Origin of the sequence: Neorhizobium sp. SOG26, from assembly GCF_003491345.1 — a bacterium.
In the GTDB taxonomy this organism is placed as follows: domain Bacteria; phylum Pseudomonadota; class Alphaproteobacteria; order Rhizobiales; family Rhizobiaceae; genus Neorhizobium; species Neorhizobium turbinariae.
Genome location: NZ_CP025512.1, coordinates 1,139,842 through 1,156,077 on the forward strand (window position 1 = coordinate 1,139,842; position 16,236 = coordinate 1,156,077).

General features: G+C 62.4%; 17 protein-coding genes. 10 read left to right on the plus strand and 7 right to left on the minus strand.

Going from position 1 to position 16,236, the window contains the following annotated elements; translation table 11 throughout:
- Positions 1–33 precede the first annotated feature (33 nt).
- The 3 genes from CYG48_RS05745 to CYG48_RS05755 form a co-directional block, all read right to left on the minus strand.
- Positions 34–315, minus strand: a complete 282-nt coding sequence (locus CYG48_RS05745) for a hypothetical protein (protein WP_118849495.1) — start codon at positions 313–315, stop codon at positions 34–36.
- Between the two features lie 156 nt (positions 316–471).
- Entirely contained in the window at positions 472–1,506 is a 1,035-nt protein-coding gene (locus CYG48_RS05750; protein WP_118849496.1) for a Gfo/Idh/MocA family protein, read from the minus strand.
- Positions 1,503–2,492: an MDR/zinc-dependent alcohol dehydrogenase-like family protein gene (locus CYG48_RS05755; RefSeq protein ID WP_118849497.1), complete on the minus strand. Its 990-nt coding sequence runs from the start codon at positions 2,490–2,492 to the stop codon at positions 1,503–1,505. Before CYG48_RS05755 ends, CYG48_RS05750 begins: the two co-directional genes overlap by 4 nt.
- A gap of 303 nt (positions 2,493–2,795) precedes the next feature.
- Between CYG48_RS05755 and CYG48_RS05760 the strand changes: the two genes are divergently transcribed.
- Genes CYG48_RS05760 through CYG48_RS05795 form a run of 8 tightly spaced genes read left to right on the plus strand, consistent with a single transcriptional unit; the run spans position 2,796 to position 12,198 of the window.
- Entirely contained in the window at positions 2,796–3,902 is a 1,107-nt protein-coding gene (locus CYG48_RS05760; RefSeq protein WP_118849498.1) for an NAD-dependent epimerase/dehydratase family protein, read from the plus strand.
- Complete coding sequence (locus CYG48_RS05765; RefSeq protein WP_118849499.1) at positions 3,899–5,941, plus strand: NAD-dependent epimerase/dehydratase family protein; 2,043 nt, start codon at positions 3,899–3,901, stop codon at positions 5,939–5,941. Before CYG48_RS05760 ends, CYG48_RS05765 begins: the two co-directional genes overlap by 4 nt.
- The gene (locus CYG48_RS05770; protein ID WP_245450429.1) at positions 5,938–7,053 is read left to right on the plus strand and encodes a glycosyltransferase family 4 protein; all 1,116 of its coding nucleotides are present in this window, start codon (positions 5,938–5,940) and stop codon (positions 7,051–7,053) included. The genes CYG48_RS05765 and CYG48_RS05770 overlap by 4 nt, the downstream gene beginning before the upstream one ends.
- A gap of 2 nt (positions 7,054–7,055) precedes the next feature.
- Positions 7,056–8,186 carry a CgeB family protein gene (locus CYG48_RS05775; protein ID WP_118849500.1) on the plus strand — a complete coding sequence of 377 codons (1,131 nt, stop codon included), beginning with the start codon at positions 7,056–7,058 and terminating at the stop codon, positions 8,184–8,186.
- Positions 8,183–9,274, plus strand: coding sequence for a CgeB family protein (locus CYG48_RS05780; protein WP_118849501.1), 1,092 nt, complete (start codon positions 8,183–8,185; stop codon positions 9,272–9,274). Before CYG48_RS05775 ends, CYG48_RS05780 begins: the two co-directional genes overlap by 4 nt.
- Complete coding sequence (locus CYG48_RS05785; protein ID WP_118849502.1) at positions 9,271–10,386, plus strand: CgeB family protein; 1,116 nt, start codon at positions 9,271–9,273, stop codon at positions 10,384–10,386. Before CYG48_RS05780 ends, CYG48_RS05785 begins: the two co-directional genes overlap by 4 nt.
- A gap of 12 nt (positions 10,387–10,398) precedes the next feature.
- Positions 10,399–11,439 carry a UDP-glucuronic acid decarboxylase family protein gene (locus CYG48_RS05790; RefSeq protein ID WP_118849503.1) on the plus strand — a complete coding sequence of 347 codons (1,041 nt, stop codon included), beginning with the start codon at positions 10,399–10,401 and terminating at the stop codon, positions 11,437–11,439.
- A gap of 3 nt (positions 11,440–11,442) precedes the next feature.
- Complete coding sequence (locus CYG48_RS05795) at positions 11,443–12,198, plus strand: TIGR04290 family methyltransferase (RefSeq protein ID WP_118849504.1); 756 nt, start codon at positions 11,443–11,445, stop codon at positions 12,196–12,198.
- A gap of 7 nt (positions 12,199–12,205) precedes the next feature.
- Here CYG48_RS05795 and CYG48_RS22765 read toward each other — a convergent pair whose 3' ends face one another.
- Complete coding sequence (locus tag CYG48_RS22765) at positions 12,206–12,340, minus strand: hypothetical protein (protein WP_256371649.1); 135 nt, start codon at positions 12,338–12,340, stop codon at positions 12,206–12,208.
- A gap of 159 nt (positions 12,341–12,499) precedes the next feature.
- On the opposite strand from CYG48_RS22765, the gene CYG48_RS05800 reads away from it, so the two are divergent.
- Both CYG48_RS05800 and CYG48_RS05805 read left to right on the plus strand, forming a co-directional pair.
- The gene (locus CYG48_RS05800; RefSeq protein ID WP_118849505.1) at positions 12,500–13,300 is read left to right on the plus strand and encodes an SDR family NAD(P)-dependent oxidoreductase; all 801 of its coding nucleotides are present in this window, start codon (positions 12,500–12,502) and stop codon (positions 13,298–13,300) included.
- A gap of 19 nt (positions 13,301–13,319) precedes the next feature.
- Positions 13,320–13,913, plus strand: coding sequence for a cysteine hydrolase family protein (locus tag CYG48_RS05805; RefSeq protein WP_118849506.1), 594 nt, complete (start codon positions 13,320–13,322; stop codon positions 13,911–13,913).
- Positions 13,914–13,991: 78 nt separating this feature from the next.
- On the opposite strand, the gene CYG48_RS22430 is transcribed toward CYG48_RS05805, so the two are convergent.
- Genes CYG48_RS22430 through CYG48_RS05815 form a run of 3 tightly spaced genes read right to left on the minus strand, consistent with a single transcriptional unit; the run spans position 13,992 to position 15,874 of the window.
- Positions 13,992–14,153, minus strand: coding sequence for a hypothetical protein (locus tag CYG48_RS22430; RefSeq protein ID WP_199925231.1), 162 nt, complete (start codon positions 14,151–14,153; stop codon positions 13,992–13,994).
- Positions 14,154–14,162: 9 nt separating this feature from the next.
- A complete protein-coding gene (locus tag CYG48_RS05810; protein WP_118849507.1) occupies positions 14,163–14,684 on the minus strand; it encodes a hypothetical protein in 522 nt (173 codons plus the stop codon).
- A gap of 14 nt (positions 14,685–14,698) precedes the next feature.
- The gene (locus CYG48_RS05815) at positions 14,699–15,874 is read right to left on the minus strand and encodes a zinc-dependent alcohol dehydrogenase (RefSeq protein WP_118849508.1); all 1,176 of its coding nucleotides are present in this window, start codon (positions 15,872–15,874) and stop codon (positions 14,699–14,701) included.
- Positions 15,875–16,236: the final 362 nt, after the last annotated feature.

Consider the following 16,236-nt stretch of genomic DNA (forward strand, 5'->3'; position numbering starts at 1 on the left):
CGTAAGGGAGACGCTTCGTACGGTTGCGTACAATTACGGGGTGTTGTTCTGCTGGCCAGGTATCGCGTTCTGGTCGGAAGGCCGGGCCGGCAGGTCATACTGGGATCCATCCGGACCCGAGGAACGCTGCGGCGCGGTGTTCGTCTGCGACGACACGAAAACGCCGAAAGCCCCGGCGCAGATCGCCACAACAAAGGCGCCAGCCATCGCCTTCAGGGCGCGTGCCCTGTTTTCCATGATGAGCCCGAATGCCAGCGCCAGCCCGAGAAGTGCTGCGCCGCCTGCCACGATAAATAACCAAAGTTCGTCTGCCATCGATATCTGCCTCGTGTTTAAATCGCTGACGAAAAACGCGGCGTTGCCGCAATAGTTTCAAATAAAGCGGATGTGGCCGGGAGTGGCTTTCCGGACGCAAAGGAAGGCCCGCCGAAGCGGGCCCGAGAGTGGCAATAGATTGGGTGGCTTGCGAGATCAGCTGCGGGCGGCGTTGCTGTAGACCTGGTCCATCGCGCGGGCCGTATCGGCCAGCCGCTCGCATTCGGGATCGTAACGTCCGCCTTCGGCGAGCTGCCGTGCCCAGGCGACGGCGGCGCGCCCGCCCCAATCGTCCGGTGGCTCCATCAGGCTTTCGCGCGAGGTGCCGCGGAACCGCTCGGCGGTGAAGTCGTAGAAGGAGCCGTTCACATTGCGCATGGCGGCACCACCATCGGTGCCAAAGAAGCTCGCTTCGATGATGGCATCGCAGCCGGCCTGAAGCCGCCAGGAGCATGCGAGGCGGATCACCGTGCCGCCCGCCAGGGTCAGGGTTGCGACGCCATAGTCTTCAACCTTGTCGGACGATCCGAGGGGTTCGCCACCGGCGATGACATTGCTGGAGACACTGGTGATTTCGGGAAAGTCGAGCGCCCACAGCGCAAGGTCGATCAGATGGATGCCAAGATCCATGACGCAGCCGCCGCCAGAAAGGTTCTTGTCATAAAACCATGGTTTGTCGGGCCCATAGGCGTTGTGGAAAGTCACGTCGGCGGCGAAGACCTTGCCAAGCTCGCCGGCGCGGATCAGTTCCCTGATCTGCTGCATGCCCTTCGTTTGGCGATAGGAGAGGTCGACGCCAAGCAGGCGGTCTGCCTTCCTCGCTGCTGCGATCACCGCATCGACTTCCTGGGCTGTGCGGCCAAGCGGCTTCTGGCAGAAGGCCGCGACGCCGCTTTCCAGCGCCTTTATCGACTGTTCCGCGTGCTGGGCGCTGGGGGTGGCGATGACGATGCCATCAAGATCCTGCTGCAGTAACTCGTCCAGGCTTGAGACGACGTTCGCACTGGGGGCAAGCTTGGCGGCCTCCCCAAGGGTTTCCGGCGAGGCATCCGCAATCGCGACGGCCTCCGCGACCCCGCTGTTGAGGATCGCTTCCATGCGGTGCCGGCCGATCCAGCCGACACCGAGGAAACCGAGCCGGGCCGGTCTGGTGATGGTCGAGAGCGTGTTCTGGGAGACGATCTGGTTCATGAATACACCACCAAGGCCTTGATGAAATTACCGGGACGATCCCGCGTGTCGTTCAGTGCCTGGTCGAGCTCAGCCAGCGGATAGCGGTGCGTGTAAAGCGACGAGGGGTCCAGGCGCCCGTCCACGACGGCGTCGACGGCATCGCGAATGCCCTTGGCATAGATCGCCGGATCGCGCTCATGAGCGTTGATGACGTCGAGGCCGCGCCAGTTCCACATCTGCATGTTCACCTGTCGCGGCCCATCCTGATGATAACCGGCGACGATGAGCCGGCCGCGTTCCTTGGTGAGTTCGGCCGCCAGGTCGAGCGGCCATTGCTTGCCGACGGCTTCAATGACCCGACCGCAGAACTGGCCGCCGGTCAGTTGCTTTACCTCTTCGATGATCCGCCAGTGGTCGTCCATGGCGATCGTTTCGGCAGCACCCATGCGTTTTGCGACATCGAGCGACTCTTGCCGGCGGGAAATGGCAATCACTCTCGCGCCGGCCTTCGTCGCCAGCTGGGTGAGAAGCGCACCGAGGAAACCGATGCCGACGATCGCCACCGTCTGGCCTGCCTGGATGTCGGAGCGGCGGAAGATGTTCATGGCGCATCCCAGCGGTTCGCCGGGGAAGGGAATTCCATCCAGCGCGGCGGGCAGGGGAATGACCATATCGGCATCGGCGATGTCGTGGGTGGCATAGGCGTGGTAGCTCAGCGCCGCGACGCGATCTCCGACGGCGAGGTTCCGCACGTCGGTGCCCACGGCGTCGATCCGCCCCCAGCCTTCGTGGCCAAGCCCGCCGGGCTCGGTGGGGAAGGTCATCCAGTCCGGTCCGGACCATGGCGTGAGGTTGGAGGCGCAGACCCCGCAGCCTTCGAGCCGGATGCGGACCTGGTTCGGTCCGGGCTCGGCAAGGGCAACATCCTGGAGTTCGATCTGGCCGGGGCCGGTCACCACCGCCGCGCGCATGATGGTTGACCGTGTCTTGGAAATGACGTTCATTCTCTACCTTCGTCGCAGTTTCACGATGTAAGTCGAGCGGCGAACAAAAAAGACAAGCCGGAGTTCCGGAAGATGTCAAAGAAGAAGATGTTGATGCTGCGCGGCCTCTGTTTCATGGCCACAAAGCCCAGCTGGCACAGCACTTCTTGCCGCCAATAGAAGGCGCGCTACTCTTATATAGGCAGACGGTTGATGACATAGATGTCATTGATGATGACAAAGATGTCATAGAAGAAGGAACTTTCGCCTTCACCCACCGTTCGGACCCCACGAGTTCACATTCTCGCAAGCTCAGGGGTCCCTATGGCAAAGATTTTGGTAACTGGCGGATGCGGCTTTATCGGCCGGCACGTGACGGAAGAACTTCTCGAACACGGTTATGATGTTCGCATCCTCGATGCCTTGATCGACCAGGTGCATGGCGACGCGGAAGTGGTGATCCCCGACATCGTGGAAGTGCTGCGGGGCGATGTCCGCGACAAGGCGCTCGTCGAGCAGGCGCTGGATGGCGTGGATGGCGTGCTCCATCTCGCAGCCGAAGTCGGCGTCGGCCAGTCCATGTATGAGATTGCCCGTTACGTCGGCGGCAACGACCTCGGTACCGCGGTGCTGCTGGAGGCGATGATCGACCGGCCGATCAAGCGCATTGTCGTGGCATCCTCCATGAGCGTTTACGGCGAAGGCCGTTACCAGACCGAAGACGGCGGATTGCTCGGCATCGTTCGGCGCAAGGGCGAGCGCATCAAGAAGGGTGAGTGGGAGCCGCTGTCGCCGGACGGGCGTTCGCTGACGCCGATCGCGACCGACGAAGAAAAGCCGGTCGATCTGGCCTCGATCTACGCGCTGACCAAATATGCGCAGGAAAAGCAGGTCCTGATCTTCGGCGAAGCATATGGCATCGAAGCCGTCGCGTTGCGTCTCTTCAACGTCTTCGGCGCAGGCCAGGCCCTCTCCAACCCCTATACCGGCGTTCTGGCGAACTTCGCCTCGAGGCTCGCCAACAACCAGCCGCCGATGATCTTCGAGGACGGCAAGCAGCGCCGCGACTTCGTGCATGTGCGTGATGTCGCAAAGGCCTTCCGCCTGGCGCTCGAAAAGCCGAATGCCACCGGCCATGTCATCAACGTCGGCAGCGGCCAGGCCTACACGATCGAGGAAGTCGCCCAGCTTCTGGCCGACGCGATGGGTGTGCCGGAGATCAAGCCGGACATCATGAACAAGGCGCGCTCCGGCGACATCCGCAACTGCTTCGCCGACATTTCCAAGGCGCGCGAGCTTCTCGGTTTTGAACCGGCCTACCGTTTGGAAAACTCGCTCGGGCCGTTTGCCGAATGGGTCCGCAGCACCGGCGCCATTGATCGCGGTGCGGAAATGAAGCGTCAGCTGGAAGAGCGGGGTCTTGTATCATGAGCACGTCCGCTTCTACCGAAGGGGCCTCTCCACCTCAGAGAGACTTTGGCTTTGTGGAATGGTTTCGCCCCGGCGAATACGAGCGCGCCGAGCGCGTCATGCCGGACATCCTGGCAAGCGGTGCGAGCTCCCTTCGCACCCACCTTTCCTGGGCGGAATATCTCGCGCCGGGCGGAGAGGCCTGGTTCGACTGGCTGATGCCGCGGCTTGGGCAGGAGATCGACCTTTTGCCCTGCATTCACTACACACCGCCGTCCATGTCCCGCACGGGCAGATCCTCCGGCGCGCCGCATGATCTCAAGGCCTATGCCGATTTCGTGGATCATGTACTGACCCGGTACGGCAAGCACTTCCGCCATATCGAGCTGTGGAACGAGCCGAACAACCTGCTCGACTGGGATTGGCGTGAAGACGGCGATTTCCAGCTGTTTTGCAAGATGGTCGGTGGTGCCGCCTACTGGGCGAAGCACCGCGGCTGGAAGCCGGTGCTTGGTGGTCCATGCCCGTTCGACCCGTATTGGCTCAACCTGATGGGTGAGCGCGGGGTTTTGCAGGTGGTGGATGCCGTCGGCTTCCACGGGTTCCCCGGGACCTGGGATAGCGAGGAAGGGACCTGGGGCGGCTGGGACATGCATCTCGGTGAAATGCGCCGCATCCTCGACCGGCACAATCCCGAAGCTGAGGTCTGGATCACCGAGACCGGCTACTCGACCTGGCGCAGCGACGAGATGGAGCAGGCTCGCCGCTTCGTGAAGGCGCTGAACGTGCCCGCGGACCGCATGTATTGGTATGCGTGGTCGGATGTGGCGCCCGACGTGCCGGTGCAGGAAGGACTGTGGTTCGACCCGCGGCATTATCACCTTGGTGCCGTCACCTACGACAACCAGCCGAAGCTGCTGGCCCGCCTGCTGACCGAGGGCGGCGTATCGCGGCTGGAGGAAGTGACGCGGCTTGCAACGCCGAATGTTGCCTCCGGTGCGGCACCCATCGTTATCACGGGCGGCAGCGGCTTTATCGGCTCGAACCTTGCCGAAAGCTTCCTGAAGGACGGCGAGGACGTCGTCATTCTCGACAATCTCGGTCGGCCGGGGGTCGACCAGAACCTGGCTTGGCTGCGCGAGCGCCACGGCAATCGTGTTCATCCGGTGCTTGCCGATGTCCGCGACCTGCGCGGCATCGAGGCTGCCTTCACCGACGCCAAGGCGGTCTTCCACTTTGCTGCGCAAACGGCGGTGACGACGAGCCTTGTCCATCCGCTCGACGACTTCGAAGCCAATGCCCGCGGAACGATCAACGTGCTTGAAGCCGTGCGCAAGGCCGGCAGGAATGCACCGGTGGTCTTTGCCAGCACCAACAAGGTCTACGGGTCGCTTGAAGACTTGAAGATGCTGGAGATGGAAGATCGGTATGTCCCGGCACATGCGGGCATCCGCTTGAACGGCATTGGTGAGGATCGTCCGCTCGATTTCTGCACGCCTTATGGCTGCTCGAAGGGCGTCGCCGACCAGTATGTGCTCGACTACGCGAAGTCCTATGGGCTTCCGACAGCCGTGATGCGCATGAGCTGCATTTATGGTCCGCGACAGTTCGGCACGGAAGACCAGGGCTGGGTAGCGCATTTCCTCATCCGGGCGCTCGCGGGCGAGCCGATCTCCATCTACGGCGATGGCAAGCAGGTGCGCGACATCCTGCATGTCGACGATGCCGTTGCGGCCTATCGGCTGGTGCTGTCCAACATCGACAAGGTGAAGGGCAGCGTCTTCAATCTCGGTGGCGGGCCACGCAATTCGGTCAGCATCCGCATGGTGATCGACGAGATCGAAACGGTGACCGGCCATCGCATCGACACGCAGTTCGGTGACTGGCGTGCCGGCGACCAGTTCTATTTCGTCGCCGATACGCGTCGCCTGGAACAGGAGCTTGGCTGGCAGGCGAGGATCCGCTGGAACGGTGGCATCCGGCACCTGGCCGAATGGCTGGCGGAGAACCGCTTCGGTGGGCGCGAACTCTTCCCGGAAAAGCAGAAGGTATCGGCATGACGGCTGGACCACGCGGAGCCGAGCTTCGACGTATCCTGATGACCGTGGACGCAGTCGGTGGGGTTTGGCGCTATGCGCTGGACCTTGCGGACGGGCTGCGTCCGCAAGGCATCGAAACGGTCTTCGCCGTATTCGGTCCGGCGCCCTCGGCCGCGCAGGTTCGCGAGGCCGAAGCGATCGGAAAGCTCGTCAGCTGCAATGCACCGCTCGACTGGATGGTCGAGGACGAGGCGGCGCTGAAGGACGTGCCGAAGATCATTGCGGATCTGGCTGTGTCTGAAGGCGTGGATCTCATCCACGTCAACCTGCCGTCCCAAGCAGCGGATCTTGCAGTGAGCCTCCCGGTCGTCGTGGTGTCGCATTCCTGCGTTTCGACCTGGTTCAAGGCGGTGCGCGGCACGGGTGTGCCTGAGCCATGGCAGTGGCAGCTGGCGCTGAATGCACGAGGCTTGGCACGGGCGGACGCGGTGCTGGCGCCGAGCCACAGCTACGCCTCGCTGATGCGGGAAGTCTATCGACCGGTCACCGGCCTGCAGGTGGTGCCGAATGCCTCCAGGGTGCCGATGGCGGATGGCCCGAAGCAGGAACTGGTGTTTGCCGCCGGTCGCTGGTGGGACGATGGCAAGAACGGCGCCGTGCTCGATGCGGCCGCTGCCGATATGCGCTGGCCGGTAGTGATCGTCGGCTCGAACAGCGGTCCGAACGGCCAGCACCTACCGCTCAAAAATGTCCAGCACCATGGCGAACTGCCGCATGCCGAGGCGATGAAGCTGATGGCCGAGGCGGCCATCGTGGTTTCACCGTCGGTCTACGAGCCGTTTGGGCTTGCCGCATTGGAAGCGGCCCGTGCGGGGGCGGCCCTCGTGCTGGCGGACATCGCGACCTACCGCGAACTTTGGGGCGACACGGCAGTTTTCTTTGATCCGCGCGATCCGAAAGCCCTGGCTGAAGCCGTCAACCGACTGGCCGACGATCCCTCGTTGCGGCGGGAGCTTGGCGAACGCGCCCAAAGCCGATCGCTCGGCTTTACCTCCGAAGCGCAGGCACTCGCGGTTGCACAAATCTACCGGCAGCTCCTGCCGGCCACACAGTCTCTCACTGCAGCGGAGTAAGCATGAAGTTCCTCTTTTACACGCATTCGCTGATTTCGGACTGGAACCACGGCAACGCGCACTTCCTGCGCGGCGTGATGCGCGACCTGGTGCGGCGCGGCCACGAAGCGCAGGCGCTCGAGCCGAAGATTTCCTGGAGCCGCGACAACCTCGTGGCAGAGCAGGGACCAGTGGCAATCGAGAAGTTCCGGGAGACCTTTCCGGACCTCAACTCGCAGATCTACGGCGAGGATTTCGACCATGAAGCGGCCGTTGCCGATGCCGACGTGGTCGTCGTGCATGAATGGACCGAGCCCGCGCTTGTGGAGCGCATCGGCAAGGCGCGCCGCGATGGCGGGCACTTCACCCTGCTGTTCCACGACACGCACCATCGTGCCGTGTCGGCCGAGGGTGATATCGCCGGGCTGATGCTGCAGGACTATGACGGCGTCCTCGCTTTCGGTGAAACGCTGCGTGAGCGTTACCTGAAAGCCGGCTGGGGCCGGACCGTCTATACTTGGCACGAGGCGGCTGACGACTCGCTGTTCAGGCCGCGGCCGGAGGTGGAGAAGACTGGTGACCTGATCTGGATCGGCAACTGGGGCGATGACGAGCGTTCTGCCGAGATCGTGGAGTTTCTGGTCCGTCCGGTCGACCAGCTGAAACTCAAGGCCACGGTGCGCGGTGTGCGTTATCCTCAGCACGCTCTCGATGCACTCTCGGATGCCGGCATCCAGTACGGCGGCTGGATTGCCAACGCCGAAGCGCCACGCGCCTTCGCCAGCCACAATGTCACGGTGCATATCCCGCGCCGGCCCTATGTCGAGAACCTGCCGGGCATTCCAACGATACGCGTATTCGAAGCGCTGGCTTGCGGCATTCCGTTGATTTCCGCGCCCTGGAACGACGCTGAAGGGTTGTTCCGCCCCGGCCAGGATTACCTGATTGCAAAGGACGGCGATGAGATGACGCGCCTGCTCGCCGATGTCCTCGCCGACGCCCACCTGCGTGACGACCTGGTCACGTCGGGACTGGAAACCATCCAGGCACGGCACACCTGCCGCCACCGCGTTGATGAATTGCTGGCGATCCTTGGCCAGTGCGGCACGGCGCGTGTCACGGAACAACTCGCCCCACGGGAGGCTGCGGAATGAAGATCGCCTTTTACGGCTCGAGCCTCGTCTCGGCTTACTGGAACGGTGCGGCAACCTATTATCGCGGTCTGCTGCGTGCGCTGGCGCAGAAGGGCTACGACATCACCTTCTACGAGCCCGATGTTTATGACCGGCAGAAGAACCGCGACATCGACCCGCCGGAATGGTGCAAGGTCGTGGTTTATGATGGCACGGTCGACGCGTTGAAGCGCGTGACAGCCGAAGCTTCGCAGGCCGATGTGGTGGTCAAGGCAAGTGGCGTCGGGTTCGAGGATGACCTGCTCTTGGCGGAGGTTCTGCGCAGCGCCCGGCCGGATGCGTTGAAGATCTTCTGGGACGTCGACGCCCCGGCAACCCTGGCGGAACTGCGCGCACATGCTGACCATCCCCTGCGGCAAGCGCTGACCGAGCTTGACCTTGTGCTGACCTATGGTGGCGGCGATCCGGTGGTGGATGCCTATCGTGGCCTGGGTGCTGCCGACTGCATCCCGATCTACAATGCGCTCGATCCGGAAACGCATCATCCGGTCGCCACCAATCCGCGCTTCAACGCAGACCTCGGCTTCCTCGGCAACCGCCTGCCGGACCGTGAAGCCCGGGTGGAGCACTTCTTTCTGGAGCCGGCAACGCATCTGCCGCAGCAGACCTTCCTGCTCGGTGGCTCCGGCTGGCACGACAAGCCCATGTCGCCGAACGTCAACTTCATCGGGCACGTCTCGACCCGGGATCACAACGCCTTCAACGTGACGCCAAAGGCGGTGCTGAACATTTCCCGCGCCAGCATGGCCGAGAATGGTTTTTCGCCAGCGACGCGCGTCTTCGAGGCCGCTGGCGCCGGCGCATGCCTGATCACCGACTATTGGGAAGGAATCGAGCTTTTCCTGAAGCCGGACGAGGAGGTGCTGGTTGCCCGCGACGGGCAGGACGTCATCGACATCATGGCGGGGCTGGATGCTGACAAGGCGCGGCAGATCGGGGAGCGGGCGCTCGCTCGGGTGCTGGCGGAACACACCTATGCGCATCGCGCCGAGGACGTTGATGCCATCTTCCGCAACCATCCGAACACGCGTCGGGAGGCTGCCGAATGACGAAACAACTCGACATCGTCATTCTCGGGCTCACGCTGTCGTCCTCCTGGGGCAACGGACACGCCACGACCTTCCGGGCGCTGCTGCGTGGGCTGAAGGAAGACGGGCACCGGGTGCTGTTCCTGGAACGGGACGTGCCTTGGTACGCCAACAACCGCGATCTGCCGGATCCGGACTTCTGCCAACTTGACTATTTTAGCGACATCGACGGCATGCTCGCGGACTACCGCGCGCGGCTGGAGCAGGCGGATGCAGTCATCGTCGGATCTTATGTGCCGGATGGCGTTGCCCTGATCGATCGGCTGGCAGATCTCGACCTGAAGCGACTGTGCTTCTACGACATCGACACGCCGGTGACGCTCGCCAAGCTCGACCGGGGCGACGAGGAATATCTGGCGCGTCGGCAGATCCCCATCTTCGACGCCTATTTCTCCTTCTCAGGTGGCGAGGTGCTGACGCGGCTGGAGCAGCAGTACGGCGCGCAGAAGGCATGTGCCCTTTATTGCTCCGTTGATGCTGATCGATACCAGAACACCGGCGAGGCGTTCCGCTGGGACCTGGGTTACCTCGGCACCTATAGCCCGGATCGCCAGCCGACCCTGGAGCGGCTGCTCATCGAGCCGGCGCGTCGTCTGCCACATCTGCGGTTTGTCGTGGCTGGTCCGCAATACCCGGCGGACATCGCCTGGCCCGAGAATGTCGAGCGCATCGAGCACCTGCCGCCAGCGCAGCATCCCAGTTTCTACAGCGCGCAGCGGTTTACGCTGAACGTGACGCGCGCCGACATGATCGCCGCCGGGTGGTCGCCGAGCGTGCGGTTGTTCGAGGCCGCCGCCTGCGGCACGCCGATCATCAGTGACGAATGGCGGGGCTTGGGCGAGTTGCTGCCCGATGGCGAAGCCATCACCATCGCGCGGACGACCGATGATGTCATCGAAGCTCTGGCGAATATCGCCGACGACAAACGTCAGGCGATGGCTGACAGGGCGAAAGCCATTGTCCTTGACGGACATACAGGGTTGGCGCGGGCGAGGGGACTCGCGGCGGATCTTCTGGGACTACCTGAACGATTGTCCAATCTCCAACCCATGCTTCAGCAAGCTTCAGCCTAGAGGAGAGGTCTCATGCTTCAAAGAACCCGAAATGGAAAAGGTAAGACCGTTCTCGTCGCTGGGGGAGCCGGCTTTGTCGGATCGCATCTGTGTGATGCGCTGCTTGCGCGCGGCGACCGCGTCATCTGCGTCGATAGCTATATCACGGGCTCGGAAGAAAACATCCGTCCGCTGATGAACCATCCGCGCTTCCGCATGATCGAGGCTGACGTCTGCTCGCTTCGGGAAATGGATGAGCCCGTCGACCAGGTTTACAATCTCGCCTGTGCCGCCTCGCCGCCGCAGTACCAGGCCGATCCGGTGCATACGATGATGACCTGCGTGGCCGGCACCGGCAACCTGCTGTCACTTGCCGAACAGCACGGCGCATCCTTTCTCCAGGCTTCGACCAGCGAAGTTTATGGTGACCCGGAGGAACACCCGCAGCGAGAGGATTACCGCGGCAATGTGAGCTGCACCGGTCCGCGCGCCTGCTACGACGAAGGCAAGCGTGCAGCCGAAGCGCTCTGCTTCGATATGCTGCGCGCCGGGAAGGTCGATGCCCGGGTCGCCCGCATCTTCAACACCTACGGGCCGCGCATGCAGCCGAATGACGGCCGGATCATCTCGAACCTTCTCGTTCAGGCGATTTCCGGGACGCCGCTGACGATCTACGGCACGGGTGAACAGACCCGCTCCTTCTGCTTTGTCAGCGATCTCGTCGCTGGCCTGATGGCACTGATGAATGTCGATCCGAATCCGGAGGGGCCGGTTAATCTCGGGAACCCCGGCGAGTTCACCATCAACGAGCTTGCGGCGATGGTCGTGGAGATGGTGCCGAACGCATCCGAGATCGTCTATCGGCCGCTGCCGCAGGACGACCCGCAGCGCCGCCGGCCGGATATTTCCAAGGCTAAGGAACTCCTGACCTGGGAGCCGAAGATCCCGCTGTCAGAAGGTCTTAAACTGACTGCCGACTGGTTCGTGACGACGCTCGGCACAGAAGCCGAAAAGAAGGCCGTGCAGCCGGTGCGGCGCCACGTTCCGGTCGCCGAGATGCAGTTGGGAGCCTGAGTTATGGATGCCGGGAGAAACCACGACCTCGAAAGCCTGCGCAAGCAGATAACAGCGCTCGGACCATGGTTCCACAATCTGGAGATCAGGGGCATCCAAACCGCTCCTGACCATTTCCTGGGCGACTATCCGAGGTTCAAGTGGGAAGGCTTCCGGCATATCATCCCGGAGGATCTGGAGGGCAGGAGCGTTCTCGATGTCGGCTGCAATGCGGGGTTCTATTCGCTGGAGATGAAGCGGCGGAATGCCGGCCGTGTGGTCGGCATCGATGCCGACCCGCATTACCTGAAGCAGGCTCGTTTTGCGGCGGCGGAGTCAGGTCTCGATGTCGAGTTCCGGCAGATGTCCGTCTACGATGTCGGCAAGCTCAACGAAAAGTTCGACCTCGTGATCTTCATGGGCGTGCTCTACCACCTGCGCCACCCGCTCCTGGCGCTTGACCTGCTATACGAGCATGTCGTGAAGGACCAGATGCTCTTCCAGTGCCTGCAGCGGGGCGACGAGCGGATCCCGGATCTGCAGGAGAACTACGATTTTTCAGAATGGGCAATTTTCGACCGACCGGATTATCCGAAGCTGTTCTTTGTGGAAGAGCGGTATGCCTCGGATCCGACCAACTGGTTCATTCCGAACAAGCCGGCCATGGAAGCCATGCTGCGCAGTTCCGGCTTCACGATCGAGGCCAATCCGGAGCGGGAGGTTTATCTCTGCCGCCGCGGGGAGCGGCATTATGCGGTCGAGCCGCCCCCGCATCTGTGAAGCGGTTCTAGTTCGACTGGTCGATGGCGTGCGGCGAAGGTTGTTCGCTCTCGCCACCACCGCGGCTCGGCAGGAGATACACAAGTCCTGCAACGACGATGATCGCAATCACGATGATCATGATGGTGCGGTTGTTTTTCATCAGAAATGCTCCTGCTACATGTCCCGCGACAACCACCCGCGTCCCAAGAAGTTGCGTCCCACCCACACGGTTTCTCCGCCGGACAAAGGAAACAATCTCCCTCCGTAACTGTTAGCGCCCCGAAACGGTCGCGCTTGGCGACTGCATCTGGAGGATCTGATGAGCACCAATCAATCGGAAAAAGGCCTTGCCGTTGTCACCGGCGCCTCGACGGGCATCGGCTACGAACTGGCCAAATGTGCCGCACAGGATGGCTATGACCTGGTAATCGTGGCCGACGAGCCGCGCATCCAGGACGCGGCGGCGACGCTGAAGGAATTCGGCGTCAGCGTGGAAGCGATGCAGGCGGATCTTGCGACGCCGGAGGGCGTGCGGCGGTTTATTGCCGGCCTCGACGCACTCGGGCGTCCGGTGGACCTGCTGATGGCAAATGCCGGTCGAGGCTTGGGCGACGGGTTCCTTGACCAGAAGATCGCCGAAGCTCAGCGTGTCGTGGACACGAATATCAGCGGCACGATCGCGCTCGTCCACAGCGTTGCAGGACGCATGCGCAGCCGCGGCAAGGGCCGTATCCTGTTCACGGGCTCGATCGCCGGATTCATGCCGGGCGCTTTCCAAGCGGTCTACAACGGCACCAAGGCGTTCATCAATTCGTTCTCGTTTGCGCTGCGCGAGGAGTTGAAGGGGACCGGCGTTTCGGTCACTTGTTTGATGCCGGGACCGACCGACACGGAATTCTTCGAACGCGCCGACATGCTCGACACACCGGTTGGGCAGGGCAAGAAGGATGATCCGGCCTTTGTCGCCAAGACGGGTTATGAGGCGATGCTCAATGGCGAAGGTGACGTCGCCGCCGGCTGGAAGAACAAGGTCATGACGGCCGCAGCCAACGTGACGCCGGCCGAAACGCTCGCCAAGCAGCATCGCAAGATGGCAGAGCCAAACAACAGCCGAAACTGATGATCCTGAAGGTGGCTTGATGAAAGCAGATGCAAACTGGCGCCATCTCTGCGTCGACATGCAGCGGATGTTTGCCGAGGACACGCCCTGGAACGTGCCGTGGATGGAGCGGGTGTTGCCGCAGGTGGAAGAGGTGTCGAAGCGCCATGCGGCGCGCACCATCTTCACCCGCTTCGTACCGCCGATGCGGGCGGAGGACGCCACGGGCGCCTGGCAGGACTATTACCGCAAGTGGGACGTGATGACCCGTGAGCAGATGCCGCCGGACATGATCGACCTCGTCGCGCCGCTCAAGCGGCTCGTGCCGCCGGCGCGCGTGCTCGACAAGCCGGTCTATTCGCCCTGGCTCGATGCGCGGCTACTTTCCCAGTTGCGGGAAGAGTCCGTCGAGACGCTGGTGATCAGCGGTGGCGAAACCGATGTCTGCGTGCTCTCCACCGTGCTTGGCGCCATCGATCTCGGCTTCCGGCTGGTGGTGCTGGAGGATGCCGTCTGCAGCGGCGCCGATGACACCCATGACGCCGCGATCGACGTGCTTGCCCAGCGCTTCTCGGTGCAGCTTGAACTCCTGCCAACCGAGGAGTTTCTGCGCCAGGCGCCGGTACTGGTCTAGACCTCCCGGATCCAGACATCTCCATAAAAAAAGAAGCTGCCCTGTGAGGCAGCTTCTCTAGATTTATACTCGCTCAGACTAGGACCCTGGCGCGGGAGCCGCCGGGTTCTTGGGCTGGCCTGTGGCCGGCGAGGGGTGATCGGCCGCCGCCCCCGGCTGGTCGTTGTCCGGGATCATCGCCATGATGCCCGCGGCGACAACGATGATGGCGGCCAGGATGATCAGGGCTCTTCTGCTCATACTGTCTCCTCAGATCTGCGACGCGCTATTGCCGGCGGGTGCCGCGGCACGCGGACGAGCAGGAAAGCCGCTACGATCACTGTAGTTGCGGCCGGGCGAGCGGCGGGCGTTGCGGCGCGACACAGCCTGCGTCGCGATGATGTCGAGCGCTGTCACGCCAAGCACAAGACCGAGCGCCAGGGCTGCGTTGCCGCGTTTCGGGTTGTCGGGACGGATGGCGGTGGCAAGGGTGGCGATATCCAGCGCATCACCTGCCACGCGGCTGACAAGGCCCGCCTGCTTTTCGGTGGAGAGCGTCATCACACCCGCACCGATCTCCCGCACGCCATAAGCGCGGATGAGGCCTTCGGCGCGCGGCATGCCGAGAGCATGGCTCATGCGGTTGGCGCCAAAAATCTCCATCAGTCCCAGCCCGATGCTGAACCAGCCAAGCGCCCGTGTCAGTTGATCGGCGGAGTCACGCGAGCTTGGGCCCGAGGAGATGATCTTCGGGTTGCTCTTGGGCTGCACCATGTTTGCGATGTAGTTCATGATTTTCTCTCCGATCAGGGCGTCAGCACGACCTTGATGCAGTCGTCCTGCTTGTTCCGGAAGACCTTGTACATTTCAGGCCCATCCTCGAGTTTGGCGCGATGGGTGATGACAAAGGATGGGTCGATTTCCCCTTCCTCGATTCGGCGCAGCAGGTCGTCCGTCCAGCGGCGAACGTGGGTCTGGCCCATGCGGAAGGTGAGCCCCTTGTTCATGGCCGGGCCCATCGGGATCTTGTCGACGAGGCCGCTGTAGACGCCGGGGATCGAGATGATGCCGGCGGGACGGCAGACATAGATCATCTCGCGCAGCACATGCGGACGGTCGTTTTCCATCATCATCATCTGCTTGGCGCGGTCCATGACCGTGTCCGGCTGGCTGAACGACACGTGCGATTCGAGACCGACGGAATCGATGCACTTGTCGGGGCCCTTGCCGGAGGTGAGGTCGTTCAGGCGCTCCACGACGCTCTCATCCTGGAAGTTGATGGTGATCGCGCCGGCCGCCTGCGCCATGGCAAGCCGTTCCGGGATGCGGTCGATCGCCACCACCTGCTTGGCGCCAAGCAGGATGGCGCTGCGGATCGCCATCTGGCCGACAGGGCCGCAGCCCCAGATGGCAACGGTATCGGTCGGCTCGATGTCGCACTGCGCGGCGGCCTGCCAGCCGGTCGGGAAGATGTCGCCGAGGAAAAGCACCTGCTCGTCGGTAAGGCTATCCGGCACCTTGATGTGAGTCGTGTCGGCAAACGGCACGCGCATATATTCCGCTTGGCCGCCCGGATACCCGCCGGTGAGATGCGTGTAGCCGAAAAGGCCCGCTGTCGTATGGCCGAATGCCTTGTCGGCGATGTCCTTGTTGCGGTTGCTTCGCTCGCAGACGGAATAGTTTCCGCGCTTGCACTGATCGCATTCGCCGCAGTTGATGGTGAAAGGCACGACGATGCGGTCGCCCTTCTTCAATGCGCCGTTTATTCCGGAGCCGGTCTCGACCACTTCGCCCATCATTTCATGGCCCATGATGTCGCCGGGCTTCATGGCGGGAATGTAGTTGTGGAAGAGGTGCAGGTCGGAGCCGCATATGGCGCAACTCGTCACCTTGATGATGGCGTCGCGCGGATCCTCGATCTTGGGATCTTCAACCGTGTCGCAGCGGATGTCTTCCTTGCCGTGCCAGACCAGAGCTCTCATTTCATCTCCCTTCGCTCCCGCTCGGCCGTCTGATTTTGAAGGCCGAGGCGGATAAATTTTCAGGGAGGGAACAACGAGAAGCCGTTTAAGTTTCCACGGCGCGTGAAAATTCGAGCCTGTGAGGGACGCGGCGGAAGATAGATGAGAGCTGTCTGGAGTTCAGCGTCTATGACGCTTGAGGCGGAAAGAGCCAGTCTCTTGAAGAAGAAATGGCTCCCCGGGCCGGATAATTTTTAGTAACTTTGCTGTCCATTTCGGCAAATGCTATGTAATATAAGAAAGTATATTCAATGGCTTGCTTGACCATTTCAACCTTCGTGCCGATATATAGCGCATATACCCAAAGCGGGGAAAATGTGGGG

Coding starts and splice junctions, on each gene's coding strand:
- CYG48_RS05745 (WP_118849495.1), bottom strand. CDS start 315: ATGGCAGACGAACTTTGGTTATTTATCGTGGCAGGCGGCGCAGCACTT.
- CYG48_RS05750 (WP_118849496.1), bottom strand. CDS start 1,506: ATGAACCAGATCGTCTCCCAGAACACGCTCTCGACCATCACCAGACCG.
- CYG48_RS05755 (WP_118849497.1), bottom strand. CDS start 2,492: ATGAACGTCATTTCCAAGACACGGTCAACCATCATGCGCGCGGCGGTG.
- CYG48_RS05760 (WP_118849498.1), top strand. CDS start 2,796: ATGGCAAAGATTTTGGTAACTGGCGGATGCGGCTTTATCGGCCGGCAC.
- CYG48_RS05765 (WP_118849499.1), top strand. CDS start 3,899: ATGAGCACGTCCGCTTCTACCGAAGGGGCCTCTCCACCTCAGAGAGAC.
- CYG48_RS05770 (WP_245450429.1), top strand. CDS start 5,938: ATGACGGCTGGACCACGCGGAGCCGAGCTTCGACGTATCCTGATGACC.
- CYG48_RS05775 (WP_118849500.1), top strand. CDS start 7,056: ATGAAGTTCCTCTTTTACACGCATTCGCTGATTTCGGACTGGAACCAC.
- CYG48_RS05780 (WP_118849501.1), top strand. CDS start 8,183: ATGAAGATCGCCTTTTACGGCTCGAGCCTCGTCTCGGCTTACTGGAAC.
- CYG48_RS05785 (WP_118849502.1), top strand. CDS start 9,271: ATGACGAAACAACTCGACATCGTCATTCTCGGGCTCACGCTGTCGTCC.
- CYG48_RS05790 (WP_118849503.1), top strand. CDS start 10,399: ATGCTTCAAAGAACCCGAAATGGAAAAGGTAAGACCGTTCTCGTCGCT.
- CYG48_RS05795 (WP_118849504.1), top strand. CDS start 11,443: ATGGATGCCGGGAGAAACCACGACCTCGAAAGCCTGCGCAAGCAGATA.
- CYG48_RS22765 (WP_256371649.1), bottom strand. CDS start 12,340: ATGAAAAACAACCGCACCATCATGATCATCGTGATTGCGATCATCGTC.
- CYG48_RS05800 (WP_118849505.1), top strand. CDS start 12,500: ATGAGCACCAATCAATCGGAAAAAGGCCTTGCCGTTGTCACCGGCGCC.
- CYG48_RS05805 (WP_118849506.1), top strand. CDS start 13,320: ATGAAAGCAGATGCAAACTGGCGCCATCTCTGCGTCGACATGCAGCGG.
- CYG48_RS22430 (WP_199925231.1), bottom strand. CDS start 14,153: ATGAGCAGAAGAGCCCTGATCATCCTGGCCGCCATCATCGTTGTCGCC.
- CYG48_RS05810 (WP_118849507.1), bottom strand. CDS start 14,684: ATGAACTACATCGCAAACATGGTGCAGCCCAAGAGCAACCCGAAGATC.
- CYG48_RS05815 (WP_118849508.1), bottom strand. CDS start 15,874: ATGAGAGCTCTGGTCTGGCACGGCAAGGAAGACATCCGCTGCGACACG.